Raw genomic sequence first — 12,820 nt, forward strand, 5'->3', positions numbered from 1 at the left:
GGGTCGGTTGCGGAAGCACTCGAAACGAGGGTCGGGCTAGCCCGCATCCGGGGGGTGGCTAACCTCGGGTTCGTTTCGAGTCGAGTGTATGGTGGCGGACACCCCCCCCGCATCCGCCTGAGAGAGTGTAGTGGGTGGGTCCCCCGTCATCGCTGAACACCTCCGACCTTCTCGCGAGCAGCGTTCAGAAGGTTCCCGATCGTACCGAAGGCGCGGTCGGTTCGGCGGGCGAAGGGACGGACGCCCTCGTCGCCAACGTCACAGTGCAGGTAGGCGTCGAGTTCGGCAGGAGTGAGGTCGGTGAGTCGTGGCCGTGGTGGTGGATCGAAGCGGAACCACGCTGGTGGCTCGTCGTACTCACGGCCGGTCGTGAGGTGTTGCACGGTGATCCGGCCCCGAGACCACCGCCACCACAGACTGGCGAGGTGGGCGCACCAGCCGCGATACTGGCCGCTTGCACAGTCGCACTCGGCGACGAGGTGCTGGCCGTCGAGGGCGAAGGTCACGCGGTGGGGGTCATCGCTCTCCTCAAGCCAGACCATCCGCTCGGCGTCGTTGATCGGGCCGCCTCGATCGCCCTCCGTCTGCGCTCGCTGCCAGCTCTCCGAGAGCGTCCAACCCTCGGGGAACCGGAGTTGAGACGGCTCGCCGAGGCGATCGTCGAAGGTGGTCGACGGCGTGAACGTGGCTCCGCTCATCGTCGCCCTCCGTGGCAGTTGGGACACCACTCGCTCGGGATCGACGAATCGCCGCGAGTCCCGCGTCTCAACCGATTACCACAGTCGGGACAGAACCTCATGGGCGGCACACCCCCTTGTCCAGGGCAGGGCACCGCTTCAGTTCGCGGTCGATGGCGAAGCCGCAGAACTGACAGATTTCTTGGCTGTCAGCGTCGGGTGCACGGCTCACGCTGACCACCTCGTTTCAGTGAGAAAGCGGCGAAGAAGGCCGCTATCCTTTATTTTGGAGTGGGACCGCCGAGATTCGAACTCAGGTCCTACCGACCCCATCGGCAGAGGATACCACTACCCCACGGTCCCGCACTCGGGATGAGGAGGGTCCACTAATTAAGGGCTACGCTTCGGCGTTGTGTGTGGGAGTCATCGTCTCGGTCGGGCGCGTCGAGTCGCGGCGGGTGTCGCCGCCCACAGAAGCGTTAGACGAGGACGCGTTCGAGTTCGACGGCGACGCCGCTGTCGGCGTCGGGGTCGCCGACCAGTCTGCCCAGACACACCGCCGCGCCGTCGGGTGTCACGCAGCACACGTCGGCACCCTGCTCGGCGTCGGTCTCGATCACGCCGGGTGCGTAGACCGGTGCGCCGTGTGCCACTTCGCGGGCGGCGCTGGGTGCGATGGTCACCGTGGGATAGCCGGCCAGGGCGCGTTCCGCGGGTGCGACGGTCTCGTGGAGCCACGTCTCGTCGTCGTTGTCGGTCCACTCGGCCAGTGCGTCGACGAGGTCCTCCATGGTGACGAGGTCGCGATCGTCGAAGTCGCCGGTCGCGGTGCGTCGGAGTTCGCCCATGTGTGCGCCGGTCCCGAGCGCGAGCCCGATGTCGTGACAGAGCTTTCGGACGTACGTTCCAGAGCCACAGCGGACGCGCAGGAGCGCCCGGCGATCGTGGCGTTCGAGGACGTCTAGCGCGTGGATCGTCCGGCTGCGGAGCCGTCGTTTCACGGCGCTCTTGCGCGGGGGCTTCTGGTAGATTTCGCCCTCGAACTCGGCGACGATCGAGTCGAAGTCCGGCGGGGCCTGGTCGTGGAGTTCGAGAATCGTGACGTACTCTTTGACTGCGTCGTCGAACACGCGTGCCGCGCGGGCGGCGTCGCCGAGCAAGATCGGGAGACAGCCCGTGACCTTCGGGTCGAGCGTTCCGCCGTGTGCGACGCGCCCGAGCGTCCGGTCGTCGCCGGCCGCGTCGAGCGCGTCGTCGACGGCGTCCCGGACCCAGGCGGCCACCTGGTGGGCGGAGGGGCCGGGTGGCTTGTCGAGGTTGACGACGCCGAAGGTGAGCAGATCGGCGGGCGACCGGTGTTCGGGCGAGTCGCGGACCATCTCAGAACTCGTAGGTGACGCCGGCCGTCGGCGCTTTCCCCTCGTCACCGTCCGGTTCGTAGGCGTCGACGGCGGCGACGATGAGCTCCTGGACGCCGGTCTCGTCCCAGCGGGCGGTGTTGATCGAGAGGTCGTAGATCGATCGGTCGTCGATGTCGATGCCGTAGTACTCCTGGTAGCGCAGTCCTTCGCTCTCGGCGCGGGCCTGCGTCTCGTCTCTGGCTTCGGTGACGGACTTCTCCTCGCGGTCGGCGATACGTTCGGCTCGCACGTCCAGTGGTGCGTCGAGCCACAACTTCAGGTCGGCGTGGTCGCCGGCCATCCAGCCGGCCAGCCGGGATTCGAGGACGAGATCGTCTTCCTCGCGAGCGGTCGATCGCAGTCGCCGGTCGAGGTCGCGGTCGATCTGGTCGTCGGACTCGGCCTGCTGGTTCAGTTCGACCAGCGAGACGCCGCGTTCCTCGGCCAGCGAGCGAAAGATGTCGCCGCCGCTGACGTGGTCGTATCCGAGCTTCTCGGCGAGGTTCGCGGCGAGCGTGCTCTTGCCGCTACCCGCCGGTCCGGAAACGGTGATCAACATGTATCGACTGGTGAGGGCGCGAATAAAGAGGCTGTCTGTTTCCGGTCGCGTTCGCGGTGTCGGCTACCCCGTCGGCGAGGTCTGGACGTTCAGTGCCTTCCGGAGCAGCTGGCTGAACCCGAGCGAGCACAGGAAGTACCAGAGGATCCAGGCCTGGAGCGGCCCGAGGACACCCTGTTGCCAGTTCGAGACCTCGCCCACCAGCGGAAGCACCATCACGGTCTCTGCGGCCTCGATGTGACCGTCGCGGATCATCCAGTACATCCAGAGGAAGGCGGGGATCGTCAGTAGCATGATCCACACCATCGGGCGGAACTGGGCTTTGAACATGCCCAGCTGGTCGCCCATCGCCTCCATCTGCTCTTGCTGGATCTCGTCGAGGGCTTCGTCGTCGCCGCGCTCTTTGGCGGCCTCACGGCGGTCCTGCAGATCCTGCATCTTCTCTTGGTACTTCCCCATGACTTCCGAGTCCATGAGGTTGTCCTGGAGGAGTGTCGACCAGAGACCGGTCATGATCGCCAGCACGAGGATGACGACGTAGAACGGAACCACGTCGTTGAGCGGCCCCAGTACGATGTCGATCGTGCCGCCGACGAGTGCGCGCACGTCCTGTTGCATGTAGCCGGCGAACAGGCCCACGGTGACCAGGGCCGCGCCCTTGTCGTAACTGGTCCAGTTGACGCCCTCGTCGTCGCCGTCGCTGTCGCCGCTGGTGGCCGCGGCGGCCTCGACGCTGTCTTCGCCGAGCGCGTCGCGGATCCCGTCGGGGTCGCTGAGGACGAACCCTGCGCCGTCGGCGTCGACCAGCAGCCCCTTCTCGATGAGCCGGCCCCACTGACCGCTCGTGAGATCGTCGCTCACGTCGGCCCAGGAGACGGTTCCCTGCTCCTCGGCGACGGCGAGGACGGTCGCCAGTGCGTCGGTCATGTCCTCGCCCTCGCTGGCGAGCGACTCTACTTTCTGGGCGGTACGTGCCATTCGTGTACTACTCTACAGCGGCGAGCCCTTATGAACGTTTTACTCGACGCGCGCGTCGATGGCGTCCTGGATGTCGGCCCAGACCTCGTCGGGGGTCTGCTCGCCGTCGACGGCGACGAAGGCGTCGTCGCCCTCGTAGTGATCGATCACCGGTCGGGTGTTCTCGTCGAACACGTCCAGTCGGTTGCGCACGGACTCCTCGTTGTCGTCGTCGCGCTGGATCAGGTCGCCGCCACAGTCGTCACAGACGCCGTCTTCCGCGGGCGGACTGAACTCGACGTGGTAGTTCGTGCCACAGTCGTCACACACCCGACGGCCGGTGAGTCGGTCGACCAGTTCCTCCCGAGCGACCGACAGCGAGAGGATCACGTCGAGGTCGGTCATGTCTGCCAGTTCCTCGGCCTGTTCGAGGTTGCGCGGGTAGCCGTCCAGGACGAAGCCGTCGGCCTGAGAGAGGGCCTCGTCGACGATGGCGTTGACGACTTTGTCCGGCACGAGGTCACCAGCGTCCATGTACGCGCCCGGCGTGTCGTACTCCGTGTCCATGTCGGAGATGTCCATCTCCTTGTTGCCACGGAGCGCGTCGCCGGTCGTGACGTGCTCGACGCCGTAGGTCTCGGCGATGTTGCTCGATTGCGTGCCCTTGCCCGCACCCGGCGGACCCAGAATCAGGATTCGTGGTGCTGCCATGCCCGACGATTCTGTGGCGTGCAATAAATGATTGTCCAAACGGTTCGACGGCTCGACCGACTGTCGCGCCTCTGTGGATCGGTACGGTAACTTCTTGCGTCCCCGGTGGTCGAAAGTACTATCCCCGGTCATGTGTAGGGAGGGATATGAGCACTCCACCGGGGGAGTACTACACGGAGGAACGGTGGCAAAACTGGATCGATCGTCTCGACGAAGAGGAGATCGATCCGGAAGACGAAGATTCCGCTCGCCTGCTGTTGAATCTGCAGGACGATGCGGCGATCGCCGTCGCCAAGATCATCACCGATCACGACGACGAGTTGATCGATCGGGAGACCGCGCTCGAGGAGATCGCGGACATCCGCGCGATCGTCCTCGAAGAGATCGACCTCGACGACGAGGAGACCGTCATGCTGATCGACGGCGTCCAGACCTCCCTCGTCTGTGTCTTCTACGCCGCCGAGGAGTACATCGCCGAGGGGCCTGCCGAGGAAGGGACCGTCATCGACTACATCGAGGCCGCGGCCGACGCCGAGGCCGAGGAAGACCTCGACGCGGCGCTCGGTTACTGCGTCCAGGCCGGCACGCTGGTCATCGACGGCGAGGAACTCGACGTGGACGCGGCCGCCGAACTCGAATACGGGCTGGTCTCGGAGTGGGCCAACGGACTCGATAGCCTCCAGACGGCAATGAGCGACCCCGAGGTCGTCGAAGAAGACGAAGAGGGCGACGCGTAGTCGTTATCGTTTGGATCATAGCTGCGGACAGCTTTTTTACCGGGTACTGACAAGGACGGGCAATGGGACTCCGGGACGACGACCGCGCCCAGTCGGTCCAGATCGGAGCGGTGTTGCTGTTCGCGATGCTCGTCGTCGCGTTTTCGAGCTATCAGGCGTTCGTCGTCCCGAACCAGAACCGCGCGGTCGAGTTCAACCACAACCAGGACGTCCGAGACCAGATGCAGGATCTGCGCAACGCACTGGTCTCGATCCACGGCGAGACGGCGACCAGGTCGGTGACGCTGACACTCGGGACCCGCTATCCCGCCAGACTCGTCGCCGTCAACCCCGGCCCCGCCTCGGGGACGATTCGCACCAGCGAAACCGCGGAGTCAGGGGCGAATCTGACGATCGCGAACGCCACCGCCAGCGGTGAGACCGGCGACTTCTGGAACGGCACCGATCGGCGCTACGACACCGGCTTTCTCGTCTACCAGCCCAGCTACAACGTCTACGGACAGGCCCCGGAGACGGCCTACGAGAACACGGTCCTGTCGAACCGCTTCGCGGACGAGAGTCTGGCGGAAACCGGCCAGACGATGATCGACGGCAAGCGGATCAGCCTCGTGACGATCAACGGCTCTCTGAGCCGGACCCAGGCCGGTTCGACGAGCCTGGACCTCGAACCGGTGAGTACGTCGACGACGACGGTCGCGGTGTCCAACGACTCCTCGAACGTGACACTCTCTGCGGCGACGCAGCTGTCCGAGTCCGAGTGGGACGCGCTCCTGGCGGACCAACGCGACGAGAACGGCGGTCACGTCCTCGACTACGAGGTCCAGACGGTCGCTGGCGCTCGGTACGATCGTCTGTGGGTCACGCTCGAACCGAACGTCTCCTACCGGCTCCGCATGACGAAAGTCGGGGTCGGAACGAACGTCGCCGAGGAGGAAAGCGCCTATCTGACCGACGTAGCGGGCAACGAATCGACGATTCCTGAGGAAACGACCCAGGAGCTCGTGGTCTCGGTCCGAGACCGGCTCAACAATCCCGTCTCTGACGTGACGGTCAACGCAAGTATCGAGTCAGCGACGGGGAACGGGACACTCGCAGCGACGGAGCAGACGACTGACGATAGCGGTCAGGCCACGTTCAGATACGAAGCGGCCGACATCTCTGGGACGACCAGTGAGACGTTCCAAATAAACGCGAGTCTGACTGGCACGAGCGCCGAGATCGGTGGCGCACAGTTCGATTCGACCACCGCGAAGAACGTGACATTCACTGTCAGCGTCCAGAACAGCGACAACAGTGGACTCGGTAGCGGCGGCAGTGGTAGTCCGTACGCAGTTTCGTGGCTCGATCCCTCACAGACAGGCGTCACCTGTCCGGACGGTGCCAATGGCGTCTGTACCGTCGATGCGAGCAAGGCAGCCACTGTCGACCTGACGGCGACGACCAATCCGACTTCGGTGGGAACCATCATCGATTACTCGCTCAACGATTCAGGCGCTGGGTCGGTCAACCCCGGTGAGGGCGAGACGGACGCGGCTGGCGAGAACGGCACGACGTTCACACCAACTCGTAACGGAGGTGTCACTGTGTTCGCGTCAGGGGGCGGGAGTGGCGATGCAATCGAACTTCTGGTGTCGAACTACGCGTCCGGCTTGGTGTACAACGACGACGCCGTCACCTACGACGGTGCGGACACGGACAGCGTCGCTGGCGGGGTGAACTTCTCCGTCACGAACCGTTTCGGCGAGAGTGTCACGATCACCGATGTCAGGATAGCGCCGGCAAACAGCGCTGTCACGACCCTCAGCGACGGCGGGACGCCGAACGGCGAACCCGTGACGAGTGAGGTGTACGTCGCTGCGGACCTGGCCGATGCCCACGTCGATTACAATGACGGGACCGCCCTCCCGCGAACTGTCGATCTGGACGCCGACGGATTCAGCAACGACGGGAACGCACAACTCTCGGACGGCGCAACGGCGACGTTCTACCTCTACGAGTTCACTGACGGTACCTCGTCGGTCGACATGAGCGGCGAAGACGTGGAGATTACGGTCACCTACCAGCCAGCGAGCGGCGGAACCGAGACGAAGACGTTTACGATCACGCCAACCGGCGGGGGTGGCGGAGGCGGTGGCGGCAGTTCCGCGCCGTCGGCGACCATAACAAGCGCGACCTACAGCGCCGGATCCTCGCCGCCGACCGACCGATACGACGTCACCGTCGACGTCTCAGACGCGGACGGCGACCTCGACCGCGTCGAGTACGAACTCACCGATTCGTCGGGCACGGTTGTCGACACGGCGACGGACAACGGTGTGAGCGGAGCCAGCGACACCTCGGCCGAGCGACTAGTCGCACAGACCAACGAGCGCGATAGCTCGTATACCATCAGGGTGACCGTCTACGACTCCGCATCACCGCCCAATACGGGGAGCACCCAGACCGTCGTCTCGGGTAGCGGCTGACCGACTGATCGGTGTCCCCCGAGTTACGACGTGACCGGGTTGCCCAGCGACAGTCGTCGGTCCAGACGACAGATCGAACTGACGACGACAGATATGGTGGTGTCGCCGACCGTCGGTCGGCTTGATCTTGCGAGCTGAGTGTACGATATTCGACGATCGTCGAATGAATAGTCGACAGTCTCTTATACGGCGGTGGTAACTCTCACAGTATGACAACGGTCGGTATCGACGCGATCGAGATTCGGACGGGCAAGCTGCAACTGGACCTCGCAGAGACGTTTGCGCCGGCCCAGGACGAGGATCCCGGCAAGTACACGAAAGGGCTCGGTCTCCACGTCTCTTCGTTCCCCGACGTGTACGAGGACATCGTGACGATGGCGGCCAACGCGGCACACCGGCTCATGGAGCGCAAGGGTCTGACGCCCGACGACATCGGCCGGATCGACGTGGCGACGGAGTCGGCTTTCGACAACTCCAAGCCCGTCTCGACGTACGTCGCCGGCTGTCTCGAACAGGTGTACGACGACGACTTCCACCACGCTAACAAGGGCGAGCGGAAGTTCGCCTGCATCGCCGGGACCCAGAGCCTCGACGACGCGTACAACTGGATCCGCGCGGGCCGCAATCGCGGCCGCAAGGCGCTCGTGATCGCGACCGACACCGCGCTGTACGCCCGCGACGACCCCGGCGAGGCCACACAGGGTGCCGGCGCGGTCGCGATGATCGTCGACGAGAATCCCGACTTCGTCGAGCTGTCGACCGACCAGGGATTCGGGAGCGCCGACGAGACGGACTTCCTGAAGCCAAACCAGCAGTTCCCCTCCGTCGACGGCAAGCGATCGATGAAGGTGTATCTCGCACGCATGCGCGAGGCGATGGAGGACCTCGAACGAGCCGGCGTCGACCTCCACCCCGACGACTTCGCGCTGATCCCGTTTCACACGCCGTTCCCGGGCATGGTCCGCAAGGCCGCTGCTCTGGGCTATCGCCACGTCTGCCGTGACACCGACGTGGAACTGACGCTGGCCGAGGAGATCGGCCGTCAACCCCGCCGCGAGGAGTTCAAGACACAGGAGCAGTTCTTCGACGCCATCGAGGAGTACACGGACGCACTCACCGAGACGGAGCGCTACGAGGACTGGTACGCCGACACGATCGAACCGACCCTCGAAATCGCCCGCGAGGTGGGCAACTGGTACACCGGCTCCGTCCACGTCGCCCGCGTCGCCGGCCTCAAGCACGCACTGGAACACGACCGAGACCTGACCGGGGCCCAGCTCCTCGTGGCCTCCTACGGCTCGGGCGCACAGGCCGAGATCCACGCTGAGACGGTCGCCGACGGCTGGAAAGCGGAAATCGAGGCGCTCAACGTCGACGACCAGCTCGACCGCCGCTACGACATCTCCTTTGCGGAGTACGAGCGCATCCACGACGTACACAACCACGACACCGACGACTACGCCGACGTGGAGGAACTCACCACGCCAAGCGAGGAGTTCGTCTTCGACGGCTGGGGTCGGATGGGCGAACGGAAGTATCGCTACGTGCGATAGCACGGATCGAGAGCGAAGCGAGCGATCCGGTTTTTCGCCCACGTTTTTGCGCGAGTGGTGCGGGACCGGAGGTCCCGCAGACAATGCGAACGGGCGCTTTTCGCCCGTGAGCAGATGGTAGCGAACGGAGTGAGCTACCCGAAGCGGAAAAAGGTGGGCAGCGGGACGGATGGGCGAACGGAAGTATCGCTACGTGCGATAGCGCGCGAACATCTCCTCCAGGCATCTTTTATACATATCGGGCTGAACGAAGCGGTGATGCCCTCCACTCGACGACAACTCCTCGCGACGACCGGCCTCGCCGTCGCCACGGCGTTTGGCGGCCGATTCGCCGGGGCTCAAACGGCTGTGTCTTCCTCGGCCAACGACTGGCCGATGGCTCGCTACGACGCCGCTGGTACGGCGTCTCACCCGTCTGGGACGGGCCCGAAAGACGAGGTCGAGATCGTCTGGAGCCACGAGTCGACGGCGTGGTTTCGGGGGACGACGACCCCGATCAGAGCGGGCGACACGATTTACGCGGCCGGCCGTGGGTTGCTGGCACTGGACACCGAGGACGGCGAGCGCCGATTCGGAGCGTCCGGTCCCTACCAGTCCAGCCCGGCCCGCGTGTCGGCGTCCCTGTACGATACCGACACGCTCGCGGTGACCGCTCCAACGGGGGTCTTCGGCCTGAACGCCGGTGGAGGTCTCGACGTACCCATGAGAGACGAACCCGTGGGCCTCCAGCGCTGGCGCGAGTCGTCGGGCGAGACCGGATTCTTCGGTGCGCCCGACCACGCCACTCCAGTCGTCGCCGATGGGACGATCTACACCGCCCTGCCGGGGACGAACTCGATCGCCGCGCTGGACGCCGACAACGGGAGCGTGCAGTGGCGATCGACCCATCACGAGGACGATAACGTGAGCGCCTCGTTCAACCGTCCGGCCGTGCGGGACGATCTGGTCGTCGCCTCGAACTGGCCTGGGAAGGTAACGGCGTATCACGCCGACGACGGGACACGAGAGTGGCAGCGGGAGATCGACGTTCAGACCGTGCTCGCACCGGTCGCGACCGCGTCTGGCGTGGTCGTTCAGACTCGCGAGGACGTTCGGCTGCTGGATCTTGCTGACGGCACCACGCTGTGGCGCGCGGAGTTCGACGCGAACGTCACCGATAGCGTCCCGGCGGTCGCCGACGGCACCGTCTTCGCGGTCGACGAGCTGGGGTCGATGCACGCGCTGGACCTCGCGAGCGGCGAGGTGCTGTGGACGACACCGTTCGACGGCAAGACGGCTCCCGTCGTGGCCGACGGCGTCGTGTACGCGGTCCGATCGGGCTTCGAGCTGGTCGGAGTCGACGCCACGAGCGGCGACCGACTGTTCACCTACCGGCCCTCGCAGGTCCCGCTGTCCGCGCCGATCGTCGGCGACGGACGGCTGTACGCCGCCAACCGAAAGCGCGTGATCGCACTGGAGGAGACGGCATGACGACGGAGTCAGACGGCGGGACGGTCGGCGACGACGGTGCCGCCGGTGGCGGGTCGTCCGCACCGCGGACGACGGCGACCATGCTGCGGGCTGCCGTGACTGAAATCCGCCGGGACCCCTGGCTGCTGTGTCCGTTCGCCGTCGCCGGCCTTCTGGTAGCACTCGTCGACTGGCTCCGGCAGCGAGACCCGATCTCGGTCGTGACGCCCCACTGGATGGACCAGACCGTCAGCCTCCAGTACTCGGTGTTTCCGCGTGGGACCGCCCGCACGAGCAGATCCGTCGGTGCGCTCGTCGATCTGGAACTGCCGTCTCTCCTCGGTGCGGTCGCGCTCGAAGCGGTCGTCCCGCTGGCAGTAGGCACGGCCGGCTGGGTGACGATGACGCGAGTGCTCGACCGGGACAGCGGCCGCGCGTCGCTGGGTCGTTATCTCGCGGCTTTGGCTTCTTTGACGGTAACACTCCGGCTGTTTGCGCCCGTCCGGTTTTCCCCGGATAGCGTCCCGCTGATACTGCTGTCGCTGGTCGTCCTCTCGCTCGTGCTGGTCTCGCTGTTCGCGCTGCCCGGCTACCTCGCTGCCGGCTACGGTGTCCTGCACGCGCTGGGAGCGAGCGCCGCGACGGCGCGAGGCCAGCGACTGCAACTGTTCGGACTCGTGCTCACGTTCGGTCTCGCCGCCTGGGGGCTGGCGCGGGTCCCCGTCGCTGGTGGGTTCCTCAGTACGGCGGTCGTGGCACCGGTTCAGGCCGTCTCGATCGCCGTCCTGGTTCGGGGGGCTGATACGGACGGTTGTAGGCGTTTACCCAGTCGACCGCGCGACGGCGTGCGGTCGATCTGGTAAAGACCTACAACTTTCCGTATGAATCGGTTTCCGAGGCGTGAAGCCGACGAGAACAGTCGATACAGGCGGTCACGGTAAGAGCCAGTCGAGGCTGGACGCACAGGTGTAGCTCCCGCCGGCCCCGTCCGATTTGAGCGTGAGTTCGTGCTCCTGCTGGCGTTCAGTACAGGAGCGGATGCCGGTGTGGACGTGGCGCTGGTCGTCTCCCAGATCTTCGACGACGTAGATCGTGACGTTGCCCGGCGTCCAGGCCTCGACCGTCGTCGTCACGTTCTCTCCCGGCTCGACGGTGTGGCGCTGGCCGGGGACGCCGTCATCTGCTATCGTCACGTTCCGGAACTCGCCGGGCCAGTAGAGCTGTTCGAGCGTCGCGAGTCGACGGTCGCCGTCGTCGGTCGTGACGGCGAAGTTCAGCTCCATCACGGACTCGGTCTCGGCGACGGTGTAGGCGGTCACGCGGTGGGGGGTGTCTGCCTGGTTCTCGATCGTCAGCTCGGGCGGGGCGTCGATCACCCCTCCGGCGGCGACGGAGAGTCCACTCAGGGCGAGCAATCCGACGAGGAGGGCGGTCGTCGTTCGGGGGGCCATGGTGTCGGCGACGAAGGGGGAACTAACGGTTCTTTCGCTCCCGGCGCAACCGACTTTGCCGCCGGTGCCCAGTGAGCCACCGTGTACGACTACCACGCTCACACCAACTACTCGGACGGTCGGTACATGTTCCACATGGCCCGAGCCGCCGAGGCGGCCGGACTTGCGGGGATCGGCTTCACCGATCACTGTACCGTCACCGAGCGCGACTTCCGCCGCGAGGAGCGGGCCCGCTACGGATTCACCCTCGACGAGACCTACGAGCGGCGGCGCATGGGCATCGAGTCGCTGCGCGCCGAGACCGACGTGGCGATCTACGACGGCGTCGAGATGGACTACCACCCCAGCGACGAGGACGCGATCGCCGACTTCCTGTCCGAGGCCGACTTCGACTACGCGATCGGGAGCGTCCACGAACTCGACGGCGCGAACGTACAGGTCCCCTCGAACTACACCGGCCGCTCCGAGCCAACACTCGACGCCCTCGTCGACGAGTACTTCGACCGTCTCGTCGAGCTGATCGAGTCCGAACTGTTCGACGTGGCCGCCCACCCCGACCTGATCGAGCGGACGCCGCCGCTGGCTGGCCGCGCGACCGAGGCACAGTATCGCCGCGTGGCGTCGGCCTTCGCCGACTCGCGGACGATCCCCGAGATCAACGCCGGGCGCGCGCTGAGCGATCTCGATCTCGTCCACCCGACGGCACCGTTCCGGTCGGTGCTGGCCGAGTACGACGTGTCCGTCACCGTCGGCTCCGACTCACACACCCCAGAGGAGATCGAGGCGCGAGCGCCCTTCCTGCGGTCGTTCTTCGAGGAGGCAGCACTCGACCTCGTCGCGCCGCCCGCGCTCCAGTAGCGC

At 65.7% G+C, this 12,820-nt stretch carries 12 protein-coding genes and 1 tRNA gene; 6 read left to right on the plus strand and 7 right to left on the minus strand.

The window, feature by feature from the left end; genetic code table 11:
- Positions 1-146 precede the first annotated feature (146 nt).
- The 6 genes from HMUK_RS08275 to HMUK_RS08300 all read right to left on the minus strand — a co-directional run bounded on the left by HMUK_RS08275 (position 147) and on the right by HMUK_RS08300 (position 4,304).
- Positions 147-698 carry a hypothetical protein gene (locus HMUK_RS08275; protein WP_015762688.1) on the minus strand — a complete coding sequence of 184 codons (552 nt, stop codon included), beginning with the start codon at positions 696-698 and terminating at the stop codon, positions 147-149.
- A 271-nt stretch (positions 699-969) separates the two neighbouring features.
- Positions 970-1,040, minus strand: a tRNA-Pro gene (locus tag HMUK_RS08280).
- 116 nt (positions 1,041-1,156) lie between these two features.
- On the minus strand, positions 1,157-2,056 hold the full coding sequence (locus tag HMUK_RS08285) for an RNA-guided pseudouridylation complex pseudouridine synthase subunit Cbf5 (protein WP_015762689.1): 900 nt from the start codon (positions 2,054-2,056) through the stop codon (positions 1,157-1,159).
- Between the two features lies 1 nt (position 2,057).
- A complete protein-coding gene (gene cmk, locus HMUK_RS08290) occupies positions 2,058-2,636 on the minus strand; it encodes a (d)CMP kinase (protein WP_015762690.1) in 579 nt (192 codons plus the stop codon).
- A gap of 63 nt (positions 2,637-2,699) precedes the next feature.
- Positions 2,700-3,614: a DUF106 domain-containing protein gene (locus HMUK_RS08295; protein ID WP_015762691.1), complete on the minus strand. Its 915-nt coding sequence runs from the start codon at positions 3,612-3,614 to the stop codon at positions 2,700-2,702.
- Positions 3,615-3,653: 39 nt separating this feature from the next.
- A complete protein-coding gene (locus HMUK_RS08300; protein ID WP_015762692.1) occupies positions 3,654-4,304 on the minus strand; it encodes an adenylate kinase in 651 nt (216 codons plus the stop codon).
- Positions 4,305-4,450: 146 nt separating this feature from the next.
- On the opposite strand from HMUK_RS08300, the gene HMUK_RS08305 reads away from it, so the two are divergent.
- From HMUK_RS08305 to HMUK_RS08325, 5 genes are all read left to right on the plus strand, one after another.
- Positions 4,451-5,041, plus strand: a complete 591-nt coding sequence (locus HMUK_RS08305) for a DUF2150 family protein (RefSeq protein ID WP_015762693.1) — start codon at positions 4,451-4,453, stop codon at positions 5,039-5,041.
- Positions 5,042-5,103: 62 nt separating this feature from the next.
- The gene (locus HMUK_RS08310) at positions 5,104-7,506 is read left to right on the plus strand and encodes an Ig-like domain-containing protein (protein ID WP_015762694.1); all 2,403 of its coding nucleotides are present in this window, start codon (positions 5,104-5,106) and stop codon (positions 7,504-7,506) included.
- Positions 7,507-7,715: 209 nt separating this feature from the next.
- Positions 7,716-9,059: a hydroxymethylglutaryl-CoA synthase gene (hmgB, locus tag HMUK_RS08315; protein ID WP_015762695.1), complete on the plus strand. Its 1,344-nt coding sequence runs from the start codon at positions 7,716-7,718 to the stop codon at positions 9,057-9,059.
- Between the two features lie 258 nt (positions 9,060-9,317).
- Positions 9,318-10,529 (plus strand): PQQ-binding-like beta-propeller repeat protein, encoded by a 1,212-nt coding sequence (locus tag HMUK_RS08320; RefSeq protein WP_079979654.1) that lies wholly within the window; start codon positions 9,318-9,320, stop codon positions 10,527-10,529.
- Positions 10,526-11,371: a hypothetical protein gene (locus tag HMUK_RS08325; RefSeq protein WP_015762697.1), complete on the plus strand. Its 846-nt coding sequence runs from the start codon at positions 10,526-10,528 to the stop codon at positions 11,369-11,371. The genes HMUK_RS08320 and HMUK_RS08325 overlap by 4 nt, the downstream gene beginning before the upstream one ends.
- A gap of 69 nt (positions 11,372-11,440) precedes the next feature.
- On the opposite strand, the gene HMUK_RS08330 is transcribed toward HMUK_RS08325, so the two are convergent.
- Positions 11,441-11,959 (minus strand): hypothetical protein, encoded by a 519-nt coding sequence (locus HMUK_RS08330; RefSeq protein ID WP_015762698.1) that lies wholly within the window; start codon positions 11,957-11,959, stop codon positions 11,441-11,443.
- 81 nt (positions 11,960-12,040) lie between these two features.
- Between HMUK_RS08330 and HMUK_RS08335 the strand changes: the two genes are divergently transcribed.
- A complete protein-coding gene (locus HMUK_RS08335; protein WP_015762699.1) occupies positions 12,041-12,817 on the plus strand; it encodes a PHP domain-containing protein in 777 nt (258 codons plus the stop codon).
- Positions 12,818-12,820: the final 3 nt, after the last annotated feature.

It is taken from the genome of Halomicrobium mukohataei DSM 12286 (assembly GCF_000023965.1).
Taxonomy (GTDB): Archaea; Halobacteriota; Halobacteria; order Halobacteriales; family Haloarculaceae; genus Halomicrobium; species Halomicrobium mukohataei.

Bases quoted from the DNA above. Each gene is read 5' to 3' on its own strand.
- HMUK_RS08330 (WP_015762698.1), bottom strand. From the start codon at position 11,959: ATGGCCCCCCGAACGACGACCGCCCTCCTCGTCGGATTGCTCGCCCTG.
- HMUK_RS08325 (WP_015762697.1), top strand. From the start codon at position 10,526: ATGACGACGGAGTCAGACGGCGGGACGGTCGGCGACGACGGTGCCGCC.
- HMUK_RS08310 (WP_015762694.1), top strand. From the start codon at position 5,104: ATGGGACTCCGGGACGACGACCGCGCCCAGTCGGTCCAGATCGGAGCG.
- HMUK_RS08285 (WP_015762689.1), bottom strand. From the start codon at position 2,056: ATGGTCCGCGACTCGCCCGAACACCGGTCGCCCGCCGATCTGCTCACC.
- HMUK_RS08295 (WP_015762691.1), bottom strand. From the start codon at position 3,614: ATGGCACGTACCGCCCAGAAAGTAGAGTCGCTCGCCAGCGAGGGCGAG.
- HMUK_RS08275 (WP_015762688.1), bottom strand. From the start codon at position 698: ATGAGCGGAGCCACGTTCACGCCGTCGACCACCTTCGACGATCGCCTC.
- cmk (WP_015762690.1), bottom strand. From the start codon at position 2,636: ATGTTGATCACCGTTTCCGGACCGGCGGGTAGCGGCAAGAGCACGCTC.
- hmgB (WP_015762695.1), top strand. From the start codon at position 7,716: ATGACAACGGTCGGTATCGACGCGATCGAGATTCGGACGGGCAAGCTG.
- HMUK_RS08320 (WP_079979654.1), top strand. From the start codon at position 9,318: ATGCCCTCCACTCGACGACAACTCCTCGCGACGACCGGCCTCGCCGTC.
- HMUK_RS08300 (WP_015762692.1), bottom strand. From the start codon at position 4,304: ATGGCAGCACCACGAATCCTGATTCTGGGTCCGCCGGGTGCGGGCAAG.
- HMUK_RS08305 (WP_015762693.1), top strand. From the start codon at position 4,451: ATGAGCACTCCACCGGGGGAGTACTACACGGAGGAACGGTGGCAAAAC.